This is a genomic window from Pseudoalteromonas sp. A22, assembly GCF_018141345.1.
Lineage (GTDB): Bacteria > Pseudomonadota > Gammaproteobacteria > Enterobacterales > Alteromonadaceae > Pseudoalteromonas > Pseudoalteromonas maricaloris.
In genome coordinates, this window is sequence record NZ_CP047238.1 from 334,170 (window position 1) to 351,178 (window position 17,009).

General features: G+C 45.1%; 14 protein-coding genes. 10 read left to right on the forward strand and 4 right to left on the reverse strand.

Annotated elements, in window-relative coordinates; all coding sequences use genetic code 11:
• Window positions 1-182: 182 nt before the first annotated feature.
• The 9 genes from ilvG to can all read left to right on the forward strand — a co-directional run bounded on the left by ilvG (window position 183) and on the right by can (window position 10,079).
• Window positions 183-1,844, forward strand: coding sequence for an acetolactate synthase 2 catalytic subunit (gene ilvG / locus GSF04_RS06395; protein WP_211859074.1), 1,662 nt, complete (start codon window positions 183-185; stop codon window positions 1,842-1,844).
• Window positions 1,841-2,083: an acetolactate synthase 2 small subunit gene (ilvM, locus tag GSF04_RS06400; protein WP_010376329.1), complete on the forward strand. Its 243-nt coding sequence runs from the start codon at window positions 1,841-1,843 to the stop codon at window positions 2,081-2,083. The genes ilvG and ilvM overlap by 4 nt, the downstream gene beginning before the upstream one ends.
• 20 nt (window positions 2,084-2,103) lie before the next feature.
• Window positions 2,104-3,027 (forward strand): branched-chain amino acid transaminase, encoded by a 924-nt coding sequence (locus tag GSF04_RS06405; protein ID WP_010607766.1) that lies wholly within the window; start codon window positions 2,104-2,106, stop codon window positions 3,025-3,027.
• Window positions 3,028-3,119: 92 nt separating this feature from the next.
• Entirely contained in the window at window positions 3,120-4,976 is a 1,857-nt protein-coding gene (ilvD, locus tag GSF04_RS06410; RefSeq protein WP_010607767.1) for a dihydroxy-acid dehydratase, read from the forward strand.
• Window positions 4,977-4,978: 2 nt separating this feature from the next.
• Window positions 4,979-6,520: a threonine ammonia-lyase, biosynthetic gene (gene ilvA, locus GSF04_RS06415; protein WP_211859075.1), complete on the forward strand. Its 1,542-nt coding sequence runs from the start codon at window positions 4,979-4,981 to the stop codon at window positions 6,518-6,520.
• 57 nt (window positions 6,521-6,577) lie between these two features.
• Window positions 6,578-7,012, forward strand: coding sequence for a hypothetical protein (locus GSF04_RS06420; RefSeq protein WP_211859076.1), 435 nt, complete (start codon window positions 6,578-6,580; stop codon window positions 7,010-7,012).
• Window positions 7,013-7,134: 122 nt separating this feature from the next.
• Complete coding sequence (locus tag GSF04_RS06425; protein ID WP_211859884.1) at window positions 7,135-8,187, forward strand: ABC transporter substrate-binding protein; 1,053 nt, start codon at window positions 7,135-7,137, stop codon at window positions 8,185-8,187.
• A gap of 27 nt (window positions 8,188-8,214) precedes the next feature.
• A complete protein-coding gene (locus GSF04_RS06430; protein ID WP_211859077.1) occupies window positions 8,215-9,411 on the forward strand; it encodes a methyltransferase in 1,197 nt (398 codons plus the stop codon).
• Entirely contained in the window at window positions 9,411-10,079 is a 669-nt protein-coding gene (can, locus tag GSF04_RS06435) for a carbonate dehydratase (RefSeq protein WP_010607772.1), read from the forward strand. Before GSF04_RS06430 ends, can begins: the two co-directional genes overlap by 1 nt.
• Window positions 10,080-10,145: 66 nt before the next feature.
• On the opposite strand, the gene GSF04_RS06440 is transcribed toward can, so the two are convergent.
• Window positions 10,146-10,415 carry an accessory factor UbiK family protein gene (locus tag GSF04_RS06440; protein ID WP_010376312.1) on the reverse strand — a complete coding sequence of 90 codons (270 nt, stop codon included), beginning with the start codon at window positions 10,413-10,415 and terminating at the stop codon, window positions 10,146-10,148.
• Between the two features lie 194 nt (window positions 10,416-10,609).
• Here GSF04_RS06440 and rep point away from each other — a divergent pair, with 194 nt between their 5' ends.
• On the forward strand, window positions 10,610-12,625 hold the full coding sequence (rep, locus tag GSF04_RS06445; protein WP_010607774.1) for a DNA helicase Rep: 2,016 nt from the start codon (window positions 10,610-10,612) through the stop codon (window positions 12,623-12,625).
• Here the strand turns inward: rep and GSF04_RS06450 are convergent.
• The 3 genes from GSF04_RS06450 to elbB all read right to left on the reverse strand — a co-directional run bounded on the left by GSF04_RS06450 (window position 12,611) and on the right by elbB (window position 16,691).
• Window positions 12,611-15,181, reverse strand: a complete 2,571-nt coding sequence (locus tag GSF04_RS06450; RefSeq protein WP_211859078.1) for a diguanylate cyclase — start codon at window positions 15,179-15,181, stop codon at window positions 12,611-12,613. The two genes, rep and GSF04_RS06450, sit on opposite strands and share 15 nt — an antisense overlap.
• Window positions 15,182-15,402: 221 nt before the next feature.
• Window positions 15,403-15,795 (reverse strand): cytochrome c5 family protein, encoded by a 393-nt coding sequence (locus tag GSF04_RS06455; RefSeq protein ID WP_010376308.1) that lies wholly within the window; start codon window positions 15,793-15,795, stop codon window positions 15,403-15,405.
• 245 nt (window positions 15,796-16,040) lie between these two features.
• Window positions 16,041-16,691, reverse strand: coding sequence for an isoprenoid biosynthesis glyoxalase ElbB (elbB, locus tag GSF04_RS06460; protein WP_211859079.1), 651 nt, complete (start codon window positions 16,689-16,691; stop codon window positions 16,041-16,043).
• Window positions 16,692-17,009: the final 318 nt, after the last annotated feature.

The following is a 17,009-nucleotide window of genomic DNA, read 5'->3' on the forward strand; positions in this document are numbered from 1 at the left end:
CGGAATTCAAGCAATGTTACTAACAGCAACTCTACTAGTCGTGATTATCAACGTGGTGATTATTATTACCGCGGGGGCTAGTTAGTGCTGTAAGAAAAGTATCAGCATAAACGCCCCCCGCACCAAAAGGTTCGGGGGGCGTTTTCGTTTTAGGGCATAAAAAAGGCAACTGAGAGCAGATCATGAGCAATTCAACAACCGGCGCACAACTTGTTATCAAGGTGCTAGAAGAGCAAGGCGTTAAACACGTATTTGGTTATCCAGGTGGTGCCATCATGCCCATTTATGACGCTTTGTATGGCGCGCCAGTTAAGCACTACTTGACTCGCCATGAGCAAGGTGCTGGTTTTGCTGCTGTTGGGTATGCTCGCAGTACAGGTAAGCTTGGGGTTTGTTTCGCCACTTCTGGACCCGGCGCGACGAACCTTATCACCGCACTTGCTGATGCCATGATGGATTCAGTTCCGCTACTGGCTATCACTGGGCAAGTGCCGACCGCTGCTATCGGTTCGGATGCCTTTCAAGAGGTGGATGTGCTGGGCATGTCTCTGTCATGTACCAAGCACAGCTACATGGTTGAGCGAGCGGAAGACCTGGCTGAGATATTACAAGAAGCCATGTACCTAGCGCAGTCTGGCCGGCCCGGTCCGGTGTTGGTTGATATTCCCAAAGATATCCAGTTAGCTAAAGTACCTTTTCATCCTTTTGCTGCGCCACAAGACGAACAGCCGAGGGTTTCGCAAACTGAAGTAGCAAAAGCCAATCAATTATTATGTGACGCTAAACGACCTGTTGCCTACATTGGCGGCGGTGTACAAAGCGCCGATGCGCAGTCACAGCTGATGCAATTTTTAGAAAAGACCCATATGCCAGCCGTATCGACGCTAAAAGCTTTGGGCAGCGTAACCCCAGATTATGATTATGACTTAGGAATGCTAGGTATGCACGGTACTCAAGCGGCGAATCTGGCGGTTCAGCAATGTGACTTGCTGGTATGTATCGGGGCGCGATTTGATGACCGTGTAACGGGGAATTTGGCAAAGTTTGCTGCAGGGGCAAAGGTGATCCATTTAGATATCGACCCTGCAGAAGTGGGTAAACGAAAACCCGCAGCCGCTTCGCTTATTGCAGATTTAAAACAGTCATTGCCGCAACTTGAATGCGTGGTTACGAACACCGAATGGTTAGAGACCATCGAAGCACTGCAACGTCAACATGCGTGGCGTTATGACTATCCTGGCGAAAAAGTATTTGCACCGTATTTGTTAAATCAACTGAGCCAAAAGCTACCTAATACAGCGGTAGTGTGCTGCGATGTAGGCCAACATCAAATGTGGGTGGCGCAGCACATGAAATTCAGTCATCCAAGCAATCACTTAAGTAGTGGCGGCGCAGGCACGATGGGATTTGGCTTACCAGCTGCAATTGGTGCACAGATAGCACGTCCAGATAACACAGTGATCACGGTATCTGGCGATGGCTCCATCATGATGAATATTCAAGAGTTGGCAACCATCCGCCGTAATAACCTGCCAGTTAAAATATTAATATTAGACAACCAAAGGCTGGGTATGGTGAGACAGTGGCAGCAACTCTTTTTTGACGGTCGTTACAGTGAAACCGACCTGTCAGACAATCCAGATTTTGTCTCATTGGCTGCCGTATTCGGTATTCCTGGGCAGACAATTACTCATGCAAACCAAGTAGATGATGCCGTTGACGCCATAGTGAATGCGCAAGGGCCCTATATTTTACATGCTTGTATCGACGATAAAGAAAACGTATGGCCGCTTGTTCCACCTGGTGCTGCCAATGATGAAATGATGACGGAGAGCCTTTCATGAAACACCATTTAACCGTTGCAGTAAAACAACAGAGCATCGCAGTGGAGCGCTTTTTACGCGTAGCCAGACATCGCGGATTTCGCTTAACGAATTTGGAATTACAAGGTCAAGATGACTTATTCCACGTCAAAATGACCGTAGATAGTGACAAACCTATCTATTTATTAACCTCACAACTGAGTAAGCTAGTAGAAGTGCAAGCGGTTGACTTGCATACACTACAGAAACAGGCAATTTAGAAGAATTAAGGTAGTTAACAATGACACAAACATCAGAAGTAATTTGGCATAACGGTGAAATGGTTCCTTATTTTCAAGCGACCACCCATGTGCTTAGTCATGCTTTACATTATGGCAGCTCAGTTTTTGAAGGGATCCGTGCTTACGATACGCCAAATGGCCCAGCTGTTTTCCGCTTAACCGATCATATTCAGCGTCTCTTTGATTCCGCGAAGATCTACCGTATGGAAATTCCTTTTACCAAAGAGGAAGTAATCGCAGCGTGTAAAGAGACAATCCGCGCAAATGACTTTACCAATGCTTACCTTCGTCCATTTGCATTTTTGGGTCATGTAGGTCTTGGTTTAAACCCGAAATCTCACCGTGCAGACATGACAGTCGCTGCGATGGAATGGGGTGCATACCTTGGTGAAGAAGGCTTAGCGCAAGGTGTTGATGTGTGTGTTTCTTCTTGGAGCCGCCTTGCACCAAATACCATGCCTACCGCGGCTAAAGCGGGTGGGAACTATTTATCTTCACAGCTTATTTCAGGTGAGGCGAAGCGTAATGGTTATGTTGAAGGGATCGCACTTGATGTTAATGGTTACCTAAGCGAAGGTGCTGGTGAGAACTTATTTGTTGTGAAAAAAGGCGTGCTTTATACCCCGCCAACCACAGCTTGTATTCTACCTGGTCTTACGCGCGACACTATCATCCATTTGGCAAAAAAACGCGGTTATGAAGTACGTGAAGAGCCAATCGCTCGTGAAGCGCTTTATCTTGCTGATGAGTTCTTTATGGTTGGTACCGCAGCGGAAGTAGTACCTGTTCGCAGCGTAGACAAGATTACCGTGGGTAATGGTGGTAGAGGTCCAATTACGGAAGAGTTACAGCAGGCATATTTCGCTTTGGTTAAAGGTCAAGCTGATGACGAAAATGGCTGGTTAGAATACGTAAACGAATAATTTTATTGGAATCGGGGCCAAGCGTCCCGAACAAAAGCGCATTGTAAATTGTGGGAATGAGGAACTCGGCAAAGCCGAGGAAAAGGTGAAGCATGGCTAAATTACGGAGCAAGACAACTACTGAGGGCAGACAACGCGCGGGTGCTCGTGCATTGTGGCGAGCAACGGGAATGACGGACAGTGATTTCCATAAACCGATCGTTGCGGTCGTGAATTCATATACCCAATTTGTTCCGGGTCATGTTCACCTCAATCAACTTAGCGCATTGATGGCTGATGCGATAACAGAAGCAGGCGGCGTACCTCGCGAATTTAATACCATTGCTATTGATGATGGTATCGCCATGGGCCACGGCGGCATGCTTTACTCGCTTCCGTCTCGAGACTTAATTGCAGATTCGGTAGAGTACATGGTTAATGCTCATTGTGCTGATGCCATGGTCTGCATTTCTAACTGCGACAAAATCACCCCAGGCATGCTACTTGCTGCATTGCGGTTGAATATTCCGGTGATCTTTGTTTCTGGCGGCCCGATGGAAGCGGGAAAAACTCGTTTAGCGGATATCGATCTAAAATTGGATCTTGTCGACGCTATGGTGAAAGGCGCAGATCCAACCGTGAGTGATGAAGATTCTGAGCAAGTTGAGCGCTCTGCTTGTCCTACTTGTGGTTCGTGTTCAGGCATGTTTACTGCCAACTCCATGAACTGTCTATTAGAAGCGCTGGGCTTAGCGTTGCCTGGTAATGGTACGACACTAGCTACACACAAAGACCGCCAACAGCTTTATTTGGGCGCAGCAAAGCGCATCATGGCTTTATGTGATGAGTACTATGGTAAAGACAATGAGCAAGTGCTGCCACGCAACATTGCTAACCAAGCCGCATTTATGAACGCCATGACATTAGATATCGCGATGGGCGGTTCATCTAATACCGTGCTGCATTTATTGGCGGCAGCGCAAGAAGGCTTTGTCGATTTTGATATGAATGACATAGACCGCTTATCTCGTAGCACACCGTTTTTGTGTAAAGTTGCTCCGGCAACACAGCAATATCACATTGAAGATGTTCACCGTGCTGGCGGCATTATGGCCATTCTCAACGAGCTGGCCAGAGGCGATAAGTTGGACTTGTCGGTGGGACATGTTGCTGGCGGAAATCTAGGTGAAGTTATTGCGCGTTGGAATGCCGCAGACCGTGATAATGAGCGGGCACAAACTTTCTATCGCGCGGGACCAGCTGGGATCCGCACTACCCAAGCTATGAGCCAAGAGTATCGCTGGGATGAGCTTGATTTAGACCGTGAAGGCGGCTGTATTCGCTCCATCGAGCATGCCTTTAGGCAAGATGGCGGCCTTGCTGTATTGAAAGGTAACTTAGCGCCTGATGGTTGTATCGTGAAAAGTGCCGGGGTGGCCGATGAAATGCTGCGCTTTACGGGGCCGGCTGTAGTATTTGAATCTCAAGACGATGCCGTCGAGGGGATACTGGGTGGCCAAGTTAAGAAAGGTGATGTAGTGATCATTCGCTACGAAGGGCCTAAAGGTGGTCCGGGTATGCAAGAAATGCTGTACCCAACTAGCTATCTTAAATCGATGGGGCTAGATAAAGACTGCGCTTTACTTACCGATGGTCGTTTTTCTGGCGGTACTTCTGGACTTTCTATTGGCCATGCGTCTCCAGAGGCTGCCAGTGGTGGCAATCTGGCGCTGGTTGAAAACGGCGATGTTGTCGCTATCGACATCTATAACCGCAGTATTGACGTTAAACTGGACGACACCGAGTTGGCGTTGCGCCATGAAAAGCAACTCGCTCGTGGTAAAGAAGCGTACAAACCAGTTAACAGAGAACGTTATGTGAGTCCCGCGCTAAAAGCCTATGCACTGTTAGCAACGAGTGCAGACAAAGGCGCGGTACGTGACTTACAAAAACTAGAGGAGTTAGGCTAGCGATGGTTTCCCAAGAGCTTGATTACTTTAGAGCCATTATTCAGGCGAATGTGGCACCGCTCGTTGAGGTAACGCAAGTGAATCAACTAGAGCAAATGTCAGCCCAGCTTGGTAACCAAATTTGGCTGAAAAGAGAGGACCAACAGCCGGTCTATTCTTTCAAATTGCGTGGTGCGTATAACAAGCTACGTCAGTTGCCGAAAGGATCGCGGGTGTATACCGCTTCTGCGGGTAATCATGCTCAAGGGGTTGCACTAAGTGCAACGCATCTAGGTCAGCACGCCACGATTGTTATGCCTGTGACTACGCCAGAGATCAAGGTCAACGCGGTTCGTAAGCTCGGTGGTGAAGTGATCTTACACGGCCATCACTTCGATGCGGCAAAGCAGTACGCGCTAGATCTTTGTGCAGCGCAAAATGGTGTTTTTGTCCCGCCATTTGATGATAAAGATGTGATCATCGGCCAAGGTACGGTGGCGCGAGAGTTAATTCAGCAACTTGATGAACTAGACGTCGTATTTATTCCCGTAGGAGGTGGGGGGTTGCTTGCGGGAATGGCAGTGTATTTGAAGTCACTTCGCCCTGATATCCGTATTATTGGGGTAGAAGCTGAGGACAGTGCATGCCTTAAAGCTGCACTTGAAGCGGGAGAACCTGTGGAGCTTGAGCGAGTCGGTGGCTTCGCGGACGGCGTGGCGGTAAAGCTTATTGGTACAGAAACTTTTCGATTAGCACAAAAGTTTTGTGATGAAGTCGTGACGGTTAATGCCGATGAAATTTGTGCGGCGGTTCAAGATATTTTTGTGGAGACGAGAGCAACTGCAGAGCCTTCTGGCGCGTTATCAACCGCGGGTTTGAAGAAGTGGCTCACGCAAACGGGTGAAAAGGGGCTGAGTGTTGCGGCTATCTTGTCAGGCGCTAATTTAAACTTCGATCGGTTGAGATATATCGCCGAAAGAACGGCGCTAGGTGCTAAACATGAAGCATTGCTCGGGGTGACTATTCCAGAGGAAAAAGGCAGCTTTAAGCGTTTTTGTCACTCTCTTGGTGGCCGAGCGATCACCGAGTTTAATTATCGCTATGCTGGCTGTGGCGAAGCGCAAATTTTTGTTGGTGTTGGGCTTAGAAATGGCCAACAAGAGCTAACCGAGTTAACTGCCTCGTTGCATCAAAATGGCTATCTGTTTGATGACTTATCAGATAACGAACTGGCAAAGTTACATGTGCGATATATGGTAGGCGGCAAACCGCCGAGCGTCATGAATGAACGTTTATTGCGGTTTGAATTTCCTGAATATCCAGGCGCATTAGCGCGCTTTTTAGAGATGCTCGGCTGTAATTGGAATATTACTTTATTTCATTATCGCAATCACGGTGCGGCACAGGGGAATGTATTAGCCGCTTTTGAAGTAGAGCCCAGTGATTATGAGCGCTTTGATGAACATCTTGCAAAGTTAGCGTATCAGTTTCAAGAAGAAACAGATAACCCGTGTTTTACACGCTTTTTGCATGGCGAGCAGTTAGCAAAGCAAAAGGCTGGATAATAAGTACTAAATTAGGTACGCTGGTCATGAAAGTATCTAATTTTATCAGTGGATTACATGATTAGAAAAAGAAAAAACAAGGACATCTTCATAACGTTAGTTACAAGGCTTGTATTACTTGCGGGCTTATATTTTGGTGCGAGCGCGCTTTGGCCAGATCTGATCGAGCACACACTTTTCTTGCCAATTGTGTTTGCAATTACAGTGATATCGGTCGTATTCCAAGGTGGTACAGGTACCAACAGACGCCCAGAGCAAATGTTATTAAAAGAGGGCGAGAAGTTAATGCTCATCTACGGGGCAAATAAAATTATGATGCCAATAGCGCAAGTTGAGTCTGTCGCTATTGATGATAATTACCTTGGGATCATCGAGAAGAATAATGGTAATGGCTATGACATTATGTGCAAAGGCAGCCAGGAGCAGATCTATCATCACCTTAAGAACATACTAGGTACACATATAGAGAATTGCAACGTACAGCTGCTTTGAACCCTAGTCAGTTAAAGTAGTACTTAACTCACTTTCATATTCAATACTTACCCAATCTTAATGGCAGCCTGAGCACCTTAAACTATAGTTAGCTATTATCAGTTGAAAAACGCAAGGATATGATGTTTAGGTACTATGTTGCGTTATTACTTTTATTTTTGAGCACTCAAATTGCAGCCCTTGAAAAAGTCACATTACAGTTAAAGTGGACGCATCAATTTCAGTTTGCTGGTTACTATATGGCAAAGGAAAAAGGGTTTTATCATAGGGAAGGGTTAGACGTTCATATTCTTCCTGCCGATCCCAATAATCCTAACGTTGATTTTCGCGTGCTATACGGGCAAGCACAGTTTGGTGTGTTTCACTCTGGTCTTTTAAAACAAAGGCTCAACGGTAAACCTTTTGTGGCGCTTGCTGCGATCCTACAGTCTTCTCCTTATTGTTGGATGGTAAGAGCCAACAGTGATATTTATGTTCCCCGTGATTTTCAGGGGAAACGCCTCAGTCATTTAGGACACACAGAAAACGGTGAGTTACTCATGATGTTGCAACGTGCAGGCGTCAATACACAAAATATGCGCTTGTATTCAGGCAGTGAGCCACTGAAAGACTTTATCGCGGGTAAATTTGATGCGATGCAAGTATATAGCACCAATGAGCCCTATGCAGTACAGCAAAGCGGTCTATCAACCCGTGAAATTTGCCCTAAGCAGTTTGGTTTAAACGTTTATGCTGACGTGCTCTTTACTACGGAAAGCGTACTAGAAAACCGCCCTGAGCTTGTTAAACGCTTTCGTCGCGCGAGCCTTAAAGGTTGGCGATACGCTATGTTACATCTAGAAGAGACTTTAGCGATAACTAAGCAGCAATACGCTACCCAAAAACCCCTAGAACAGCTCGCATTTGAGGCAGAGAAGTTAAGGGAATTCATAAAGGTGGCTAATATTCCAATTGGAACAATGTCAACGGCAAAATGGCAATGGATAGCACAGCTATATCACTTAGATGTGAGTCAGTTTCATGAACACAAAGCGCGCTTTATTTATTCAGAAGTGAAGAATGAACAACCTAAGCTATCTTGGGTGTTGATTATTGCAGCGATTTTGACATTGGTTTGTATCCCAATGTATATCCACTTAATTTTTTCTCGTAAATATCATCAACAATTACGCTAGAATAAGGGTATTGTTTCTCTGACAACCGTGGCCATTGTGGAACCGAGCAAACGCTTTCAACTTCTAGATAAATTATTATTCGATACCCGACAATATTGGCAAGTCATTGCTTTTGAGCATCTCACTATTCCTTGGCCACAACTGCAATCTGAATTACTGCGGTTAAGCGATGATGCAGTATCAACATTAGACAGTGACACTGATGCCCTTTTTGCTTTTTTTAGTCGCTATATTCCCGAACTTGAACAACTTGCGGTCTTAAGTGCTTTACCGCAAAAAGTGGGCCGTAGAGATGAGTTACCGTTTTGGCTGAGCAATGGCATAAAGGGACGTAAATTAGAGCAACTTCAAGACTTTGTTGCCGCAGTAAACGAAACCAAAGCATCGGTACTAGAGTGGTGCGCAGGTAAAGGTCATTTAGGCCGATTGCTTTCTTATCATGGCGCGCCTGAAGTGAACAGTATTGAGCTTCAAGCAGATCTGTGTCGACAAGGAGAGGAAAGTGCGAAGCGGCAAAATCTAAACTTGCATTTTCATTGTGCCGACGTGCTGAAAGATGACATACATCACCACTTCGTTGAAAACCGCCATGGTATTGCCCTGCATGCATGTGGTGAATTACATCGTGTATTTATGCACCAAGCAGTGGCGAATGGCATGAAAAAGCTATCGCTCTCTCCATGCTGCTATCACTTATTTACACCACCTGATTATCAAGCCATGAGTGTTGAAGCACAGCAGAGTCAGCTCAACTTATCTCATCACGATATGAAGTTAGCGCTGCAAGAGACAGTTACAGCACCCGGGAGAGTGGCACAAGTACGTAAAAAAGAGGTGAGTTGGCGCTTAGGGTTTGATGCGCTGCGCAGAGAACTTACCGCAGATAAACATTACGTGAGTGTGCCTTCGGTCAATAAGGCTATTTTTTCGGGGTCGTTTAGTGAATTCTGTTATTGGGCAGCTGAGCAGAAGCAGCTCGTCCTACCTGATGGAATTGATTTTGACCAATATGAACGTATTGGGCGTGAACGAAAGCAAGTAACGGACAGAATTGAGCTAGTACGACACGTGTTTCGTCGTGCGATTGAGATCTGGTTGGTCCTGGATAGGGTTTTATATCTGCAAGCAGCTGGGTATGATGTCACCCTTAGTACTTTTTGCGAAAAGTCGCTCACCCCAAGGAATATTTTGATACAGGCTGAACGTCAGTCGGAGAACCATTAATGTGTAATACGAGCCCAAGTCCACTGAGTCACTTACTCGATAATAATAAACAGTGGGCAGATCGCACCAATGCCAGTGATCCTGAGTTTTTCAAAAAACTGTCGCAACAACAGAATCCAGATTATCTATGGATCGGCTGCTCTGACTCTCGTGTGCCTGCCAACGAGATTGTTGATTTAATGCCTGGAGAATTGTTTGTTCACCGCAATGTTGCCAATGTCGTGGTGCATACTGATCACAACTGTTTGTCGGTCATGCAGTATGCGGTTGAGGTGCTCAAAGTGGATCACATCATGGTGGTCGGTCACTACGGTTGTGGTGGAGTGCAAGCGGTGCTCGATAATGCTAAGTTTGGCCTTATCGATAACTGGCTGCGTCATGTCGCTGATGTGAAAGAGAAACACCAAGCGATTATTGAACAAGTGAGCAAAGAAAAGCAGTGTGCGGCGCTTTGCGAGTTAAATGTGATAGAACAGGTGCGTAACGTGTGTCAGAGCAATATCGTTCAAGATGCTTGGCAGCGAGGTCAAGCTTTGACGGTACACGGGTGGGTTTATGGCCTTGCTGATGGCCTCTTAAATGAGGTGGTGAACGCCGTAGAAAATATGGAGCAACTGTCGCTTTGCTATGAAAAGTCTCTGCTTGGTGTGAACCAGCGCTATTGCTAGGGTCAACAGAGTTTAGAGATTGCGTGCGCCACAAGCGCACGCTTTACTATCCGAAGCTGTGGTTGCTTATTCCTGCGAGTCGGATGCTTGGCTGGCAAGTTGTGCTTCTAACTGCGCCACTTTTTCTTCAAGTTCAACCAATTTTTCACGCGTGCGGATCAGCACTTTGCTTTGAATATCAAACTCTTCTCTGCTAACAAAATCCATTTCTGATAATTTGCTCTGGATCGCCTGTTTCGTTCTTGCTTCAAATGTTTCAGCAAGATTTTTTACGCCCTGTGGCATGTTACTGGAAATTTGCTTAGCAATTTCTTCAATTTTGGCTGGATTAATCATCTTCTTACCTTAGCTTGCGAGTCAGTATACAAAGTCCATCTTACCTTATGCGCCGCAGACGGAAAAGGTTCGCTTCATAGTTTTACATGGATACGGTAAACTAGCATGCTTAGTTTATAAGAATTCCTCAACCCCTCAGCACTGACAGTTGTTGCCAACATTGTGCCAAGCGAGAAGATAACCGGATTAGTTGCATGAAGCTCAACCCAAAACAAGACGAAGCGGTAAAATATATCAGTGGTCCATGCCTTGTATTGGCGGGCGCGGGCTCAGGTAAAACCCGGGTTATTACCAATAAAATTGCCTACCTAGTGCAGCAGTGTGAATACAAAGCCAAGAATATCGCTGCGGTCACCTTTACCAACAAAGCGGCGAAAGAAATGCGTGAACGGGTGGCACAAACTTTGGGCAAGCAAGAAGCTAAGGGTTTGTGGGTGTCGACATTCCATACATTAGGGCTGGAAATCATTAAAAAAGAGGTCAAGACCTTGGGTTATAAACCCGGCTTTTCCTTGTTTGATGATCAAGACACCAATCAGTTGTTAAGTGAACTCACTGAAAAAGAGCTTGAGCGTGATAAAGACTTACTCAACTTGCTGAAAATGCAGATTGGTAATTGGAAGAATGAGCTTATTTTGCCAGAGCGCGCTATTCGAGAAGCGCGAGAGCCACAAAAAGCGCTATTCGCTCAGCTTTATGCGCGTTATCAAACACAGCTGCGTGCTTACAATGCGTTAGACTTTGATGATCTTATTATGATCCCAACTTTGCTTTTAAATCAGTCGGTTGATGTAAGAGAGCGCTGGCAGCAGCGATTCCGCTATTTGCTGGTGGATGAGTATCAAGATACCAATACCAGCCAGTATCAGTTAGTGAAACTGCTCGTTGGTGAGCGCGCACGTTTTACTGTGGTTGGTGACGATGATCAGTCTATCTATTCATGGCGTGGCGCTAAACCGCAAAACTTGGTGCTGTTGAGCAAAGATTTTCCGGGCCTAAGACTTATCAAGTTGGAGCAAAACTACCGTAGTGCTGGGCGGATCCTAAAGGCCGCGAATATTCTTATCGCCAACAATCCCCATGAATTTGATAAACAACTGTTTAGTGAACTGGGGTACGGCGACCCGATCCGTGTGATAGCGACTCGTGACGAAGAACATGAAGCGGAGCGTGTGGTCGCGGAGATCATTTCACACAAATTTATGAAACGTACCAGCTATCGCGACTATGCATTGCTCTATCGCGGTAATCACCAAGCTCGAGTGTTTGAAAAGGCACTCATGACCAACCGTATTCCATACAAAATTAGTGGCGGTATGTCGTTCTTTGCACGCAGTGAAATCAAAGACATCATGGCTTATTTACGGTTCTTAGTGAATCAAGATGATGACAACGCATTTTTACGTATCGTCAATACCCCACGACGCGAGATTGGTCCGGTGACATTAGAAAAGCTAGGTAGCTTTGCCAACGAGCGCCATATTAGTCTATTTGCTGCGTGTTTTGAGTCAGAGCTCGCGGATCGCTTGGCGGGTCGTGGCTTAAATGCATTGATGGGATTTGCGCGCTGGGTGGTTGAGCTTTCCGACCGAGCAACTCGCGGAGATACCTTGGAAGCGGTAAAAGATATGATCCGTGAAATTAATTACGAAGCGTATCTTTACGAGTCATCTCCCAGCGCTAAAGCGGCGGAAATGCGGATGAAAAACGTATCAGAATTATACCGTTGGATAAGTGATATGCTCACGGGGGATGCTGATAACCCCGCCATGACACTGCCAGAAGTGGTAAGCAAATTGACGTTAAGAGATATGCTTGAGCGCAATGAAGAGGAAGATGACTCAGATGCGGTGCAGTTATTAACGCTGCATGCGTCCAAAGGTTTGGAATATCCACACGTATTTATGGTGGGGATGGAAGAAGGCTTACTACCTCACCAAACGAGTATTGATGAAGATAATGTCGAAGAGGAAAGGCGTTTGGCCTACGTAGGTATAACTCGAGCTCAGCAAACCTTAACATTGACTTATACCAAGAGTCGTCGTCAATTTGGCGAGCAGATCACCCCTGAGCTGAGTCGCTTTGTACAAGAATTGCCGCAAGATGATTTACAAATTGAAGGGAAAAAGCCTGTGGCGACACAGGCAGAACGAATGGAAAAAGGTAAGTCTAACGTTGCAAATTTACGGGCAATGCTAAGACGGGACTGATTCGTTATCAAAACTCTGGATAAAGGCTACACGTTCGTTGCCCTTATCCAGCATTTGCTGTTTGCCAAAAAACAGCTGCAAGCCATGCTTTTCCAGCAAGCTTCTAAAGTTTAAAATCGCAGGACCTCGGGCGATAACCTTAATATTCTTCACCTTAGTAACGGCTAAAATACCTTGTAATTGAACCTCATAACTCGTTTGCTGTAAGACGCGTTTACTAAACGTTGAGCTTAATAAGACATAGGTAAAGTCAACTTGGCTAATTAGGGTTAGATCGCAGCGATCTTTACCAAAATTATTCAGCCCAATTGGGATCCCCATATCGGCCAAGGCTCTGAGATTTAATACCTGCTGACTAGAAGCAAAGCGAATTTCGCTTTCTTCGAAGAGCAAACAAAGTGTTTTGTCTTGCCGCTTAAGCTGCTGCTTTAGCGCGTCAAAATGTGCGCTTTCTAGTAACATTGCAGAGCAACCAAATAGCATATCTTCATCGCGGCTAAGGGCAATTTCTTGCGCTTTGTTAAGTAGGTGCAATTCAATTTCAAGCAGTTGAGATTTTTCTGCGGCAAACTTTTTCAGAATATCAAAACTGGTGCTGCCTAACACTGGATGCTCGCCAAAGGCTTCCAAAAAGCCAATTGGTTGGGCGTTATCAGACCAGTTCACGATTTCAGTACAGCGGAAGTGGGTAGGGAGCTTATCTAAGTGATGCTGCTCTTGCTGCTTTTGAGCATTTGAGCTTGCGGTTAGCAATGGATGATAAAATTCATAGCGACCACGGCCAGCATTTTTGGCATAGTACATTGCCGCATCGGCATCTCTGATGATTTCATCGGTGTTACGGTATAGCTTATTACTGTAGGTGATCCCTATGCTGGCACCGCTTTGCATGCATACCCCCTTCAAACAGAAAGGTTGCTGCATGACTTTGATAATACGTTTGGCGACATCTTCCGCTTGCTGACGATCGGTTAGGTGATCAAGTAAGATCACGAATTCATCACCAGCAAGTCGAGCTAATAAATCGTGTTCACGAATACACTCTAAGAATGACTGCGCCACCCACACCAAAAATTGATCACCTGCCTGATGACCTAATTCATCATTAATGTCTTTAAATTTATCTAAATCAATAAAAAGAACAGCAAAGTTATCTTCGGGATAACGATGATGTTTCTTCAGCGTCTTTTCAAGCTGAGTTAAAAACAAACTACGGTTTGGAAGACCCGTGAGTGAATCATGATGAGCATCATGATAAAGCTGTTGCTCAATCTTTTTGCGCTCTTCCATCTGCATTTGCAGGTGTAAATTGGCCTGCTGTAGCTCTTTGGTTTTTTCCGCAACTCGATGTTCTAACTGCTGGTGACTGATCTTAAGCGCTTGGTTCGCTAGATGTGTTTGTAAGACAGAGGCAATCTGATTAGATACAAAAGAGATCAGCTCAACATCATCATAATTAAATTCGTGTTTGTGCTCATAGGCCTGACATGCGATCAGGCCGATGACGCCAGTAGCGGTTTTTAATGGTGCACCAAGCCAACTCGTTGCAGCAAGCTTGTGATTATAGCCTGCGGGGCGCTCTACTGTGCCTTCGAGTGCTAAGGCTTTGGCACGGGTATTGTCTATTAACTGGCTTTGCTCAGTACGAATGACCAGCTCACTATACCCTTTTGCAAATGGGCGAGGGTTATAACTGGTTTTTTCATCAACGCTATACGGGAAGGTAAGCCAATTCGTCTCTTTATCGTAAAGCGCTATGTAGAGGTTGTCGGCAAAAGTAATAGAACGAATAATGTCGTGAACTTGTTGGTAAACATCGTCAATATCGGAGAATTGGGTTGCTAATTCAGAAATCTTGAATAAGATTTGCTGTCTTTCTAGCGCACGCTTGCGGTTTTCTATCTCTTTATTAAGTGCTTCATTACTTTGCATTAGTGCCCGCGTGCGAATTTTCACTTCAGACTCTAGTAACTCACGCTTTTTAACGCGTTCAATCGCTGTGGCCAGATACAGTGACATTACTTCAAGCAATTCAACTTGATGATCGCTGTAGGATTGCTCGGCTTCGTAGCTTTGCGATACCATAACGCCAATAATTGCGCCGTCGCGGTAGATAGGTACGCCCACCCAATGCTCCGCTTGACTGCCCATTATCTTAAACTCGCCAGCATTGGCTCGCGATAGCATGTCATCTTTGGTGAGGTAAACGGTTTCGCCAGTTTTAAATACAAAACCAGTCACACCATCTTTAAAGTGATGTGCTTCATGAAGAGGGACTGAAATACCGTCTTTCTCATCAACAAAATACGATAGCTCAAGCGCTTGAGTAAAGCGATTTTGCAGGACAACGTAAAAGCTTTTGCTAGGTAAATATTGAGATAGGATATTGTGGATTGCGGGATACAACAGGGTAAGCTCAGCAACAGTACTAGCCTGTTCTGATAACTGAATTAATGTGTATTGAAGTTGAGACTTTCTTTTATACTTTTTGAGTAAAGACTCTAATCTGGCGGTTCGCCGAGATAGTCTCCTAACCTGTTGCTGTGGCTCTTCCAATGACGAAACCAGTTCTTATTGTTGTTTAATTATTGAGCTTAATAGTTTCACTTTTAGCCGAGGCGGTCAAGTGTAAATTTCTCATTCCTGCTCGCTTTATAAAGTGATATCAAACCAGCGTTAATCACGGCTTTTATGGCACTATATTGAGACGAAAATGCAGCGATAAACGCTGCACTGTCCAATAAGTCTTTCTACCCTAAATAGAGAAGTTGAAATACTTATTTGCTTGTCATGAAATCGATTGCTGCTGCAATCTCATCATCCGAGCAGTTCATACAAGTACCACGAGGAGGCATTGCATTGAAGCCATTGATCGCATGGTCTAGTAATACGTCTTTACCTTTCGCTAGGCGCGGTGCCCAATCGTCAGCTGTTTTTGGTGCGCCTAATGCGCCAGTGCCGTGACAAGCAAAACATGCTGCTTGATAAACCTGCTCACCTGAACGAGGTCCTGATGGCTCGGCTTCTGCAGCACTTTCAGCACCAGCTAAATATACTGAGCCGATAGGCTGAAGACGTTTCTTAATCGCTTCTTCAGTTAAAGAATTGTCGTATGGTTGCGCAACTGCGGCTGTTGATAGCAATAAAAGTGCTGCTGAAAGTTTTTTCATTTACCTTGCTCACTTCGTTTGAACGTGTTCAATCACGATAATGGATGACGGAATTATTGGGATTATAACGTCACCTGTTCATTTATAAAACGTAAACTTGAGTATAAATGGTTAAAACCATTAATTTATTGCGTTAGGGCAAGCTTTTCTGCCTAAATTTGCAATCGCTCAAGGCCGAAAAGCGAGTTGTTCGGCCTTGGCGTTTTCCTTTACTAATACGAATGGGTGGGGGGAAGCGATCGCCTCTATGCCATTTCGATTAGTCTAGTCACTGCCTTTTCGATGCCTGTCGCGGCTTCAAGGATGGATGACGCCAGCATATATGCCGGTGTACTAATCACTTTTTCATTGTCATCAACGACGATCTCGGTCACTTCACAATCCACGTGCTTTGCACCAAGCGTATTAACTGCCGCTGCGGTATCAACATCATTACCTATGGTCGCGAGTGTACCCGGTGTATGGATATGGGCGATGAGTGCTGGCGCAATGCACAAATAAGCGATAGGCTTTTGCTGGTGATTGAACTCACGACATACGCGCTTTACGCTTTCAAGAATCGTAGAGTCTGCGCCTTTAAAAGCAAAATCAGAAAGATTCTTTGCTACACCAAAACCACCTGGTAATACCAAAGCATCGAATTCGTCAGCACTTAATGTTTCCAGATCTGCAATTTCTCCGCGTGCAATGCGGGCGGCTTCAACAAGAACATTACGATGTTCATCTTGTTCTTCACCGGTGATGTGATTGATCACATGGAATTGATCAATATTAGGTGCAAAGCACTGATAATTTGCCCCTGCTTTTTCAAGATTGAGTAGTGTTAATACTGACTCGTGGATCTCGGCACCGTCGAATACTCCACAGCCACTTAAAATTACCGCTACTTTTTTCATTCATTTCTCCCTTCAATGTCACATCATGCGCGCTATATGCATAAAAAGAATTATGCACGAATTAAAAAATTATAAAGGATCTTCTATGATCTTTGATCAATTGTGTTAGTATACTCCTCCGCTTGAGAAAATCAGGCTATTTTTTACTCACCTAGATTGTTAAGCGTGACTAAAAAAATTCTTTATCCACAAAGCGGTAAAGATAATAACAATAAAAAAGGCACAAAAAACGCAAGTAAATCAAAGTTTTAATTTACACTCTGACTTTTAAAACAAAGTTCCGGAGCGATTTTTCGTGTTTGTCTACAAAGTTATCCA

What these genes read in the sequence shown, in the direction of transcription:
- ilvG (WP_211859074.1), top strand. Translation starts at nt 183, where the DNA reads ATGAGCAATTCAACAACCGGCGCACAACTTGTTATCAAGGTGCTAGAA.
- ilvM (WP_010376329.1), top strand. Translation starts at nt 1,841, where the DNA reads ATGAAACACCATTTAACCGTTGCAGTAAAACAACAGAGCATCGCAGTG.
- GSF04_RS06405 (WP_010607766.1), top strand. Translation starts at nt 2,104, where the DNA reads ATGACACAAACATCAGAAGTAATTTGGCATAACGGTGAAATGGTTCCT.
- ilvD (WP_010607767.1), top strand. Translation starts at nt 3,120, where the DNA reads ATGGCTAAATTACGGAGCAAGACAACTACTGAGGGCAGACAACGCGCG.
- ilvA (WP_211859075.1), top strand. Translation starts at nt 4,979, where the DNA reads ATGGTTTCCCAAGAGCTTGATTACTTTAGAGCCATTATTCAGGCGAAT.
- GSF04_RS06420 (WP_211859076.1), top strand. Translation starts at nt 6,578, where the DNA reads ATGATTAGAAAAAGAAAAAACAAGGACATCTTCATAACGTTAGTTACA.
- GSF04_RS06425 (WP_211859884.1), top strand. Translation starts at nt 7,135, where the DNA reads ATGTTTAGGTACTATGTTGCGTTATTACTTTTATTTTTGAGCACTCAA.
- can (WP_010607772.1), top strand. Translation starts at nt 9,411, where the DNA reads ATGTGTAATACGAGCCCAAGTCCACTGAGTCACTTACTCGATAATAAT.
- GSF04_RS06440 (WP_010376312.1), bottom strand. Translation starts at nt 10,415, where the DNA reads ATGATTAATCCAGCCAAAATTGAAGAAATTGCTAAGCAAATTTCCAGT.
- rep (WP_010607774.1), top strand. Translation starts at nt 10,610, where the DNA reads ATGAAGCTCAACCCAAAACAAGACGAAGCGGTAAAATATATCAGTGGT.
- GSF04_RS06455 (WP_010376308.1), bottom strand. Translation starts at nt 15,795, where the DNA reads ATGAAAAAACTTTCAGCAGCACTTTTATTGCTATCAACAGCCGCAGTT.
- elbB (WP_211859079.1), bottom strand. Translation starts at nt 16,691, where the DNA reads ATGAAAAAAGTAGCGGTAATTTTAAGTGGCTGTGGAGTATTCGACGGT.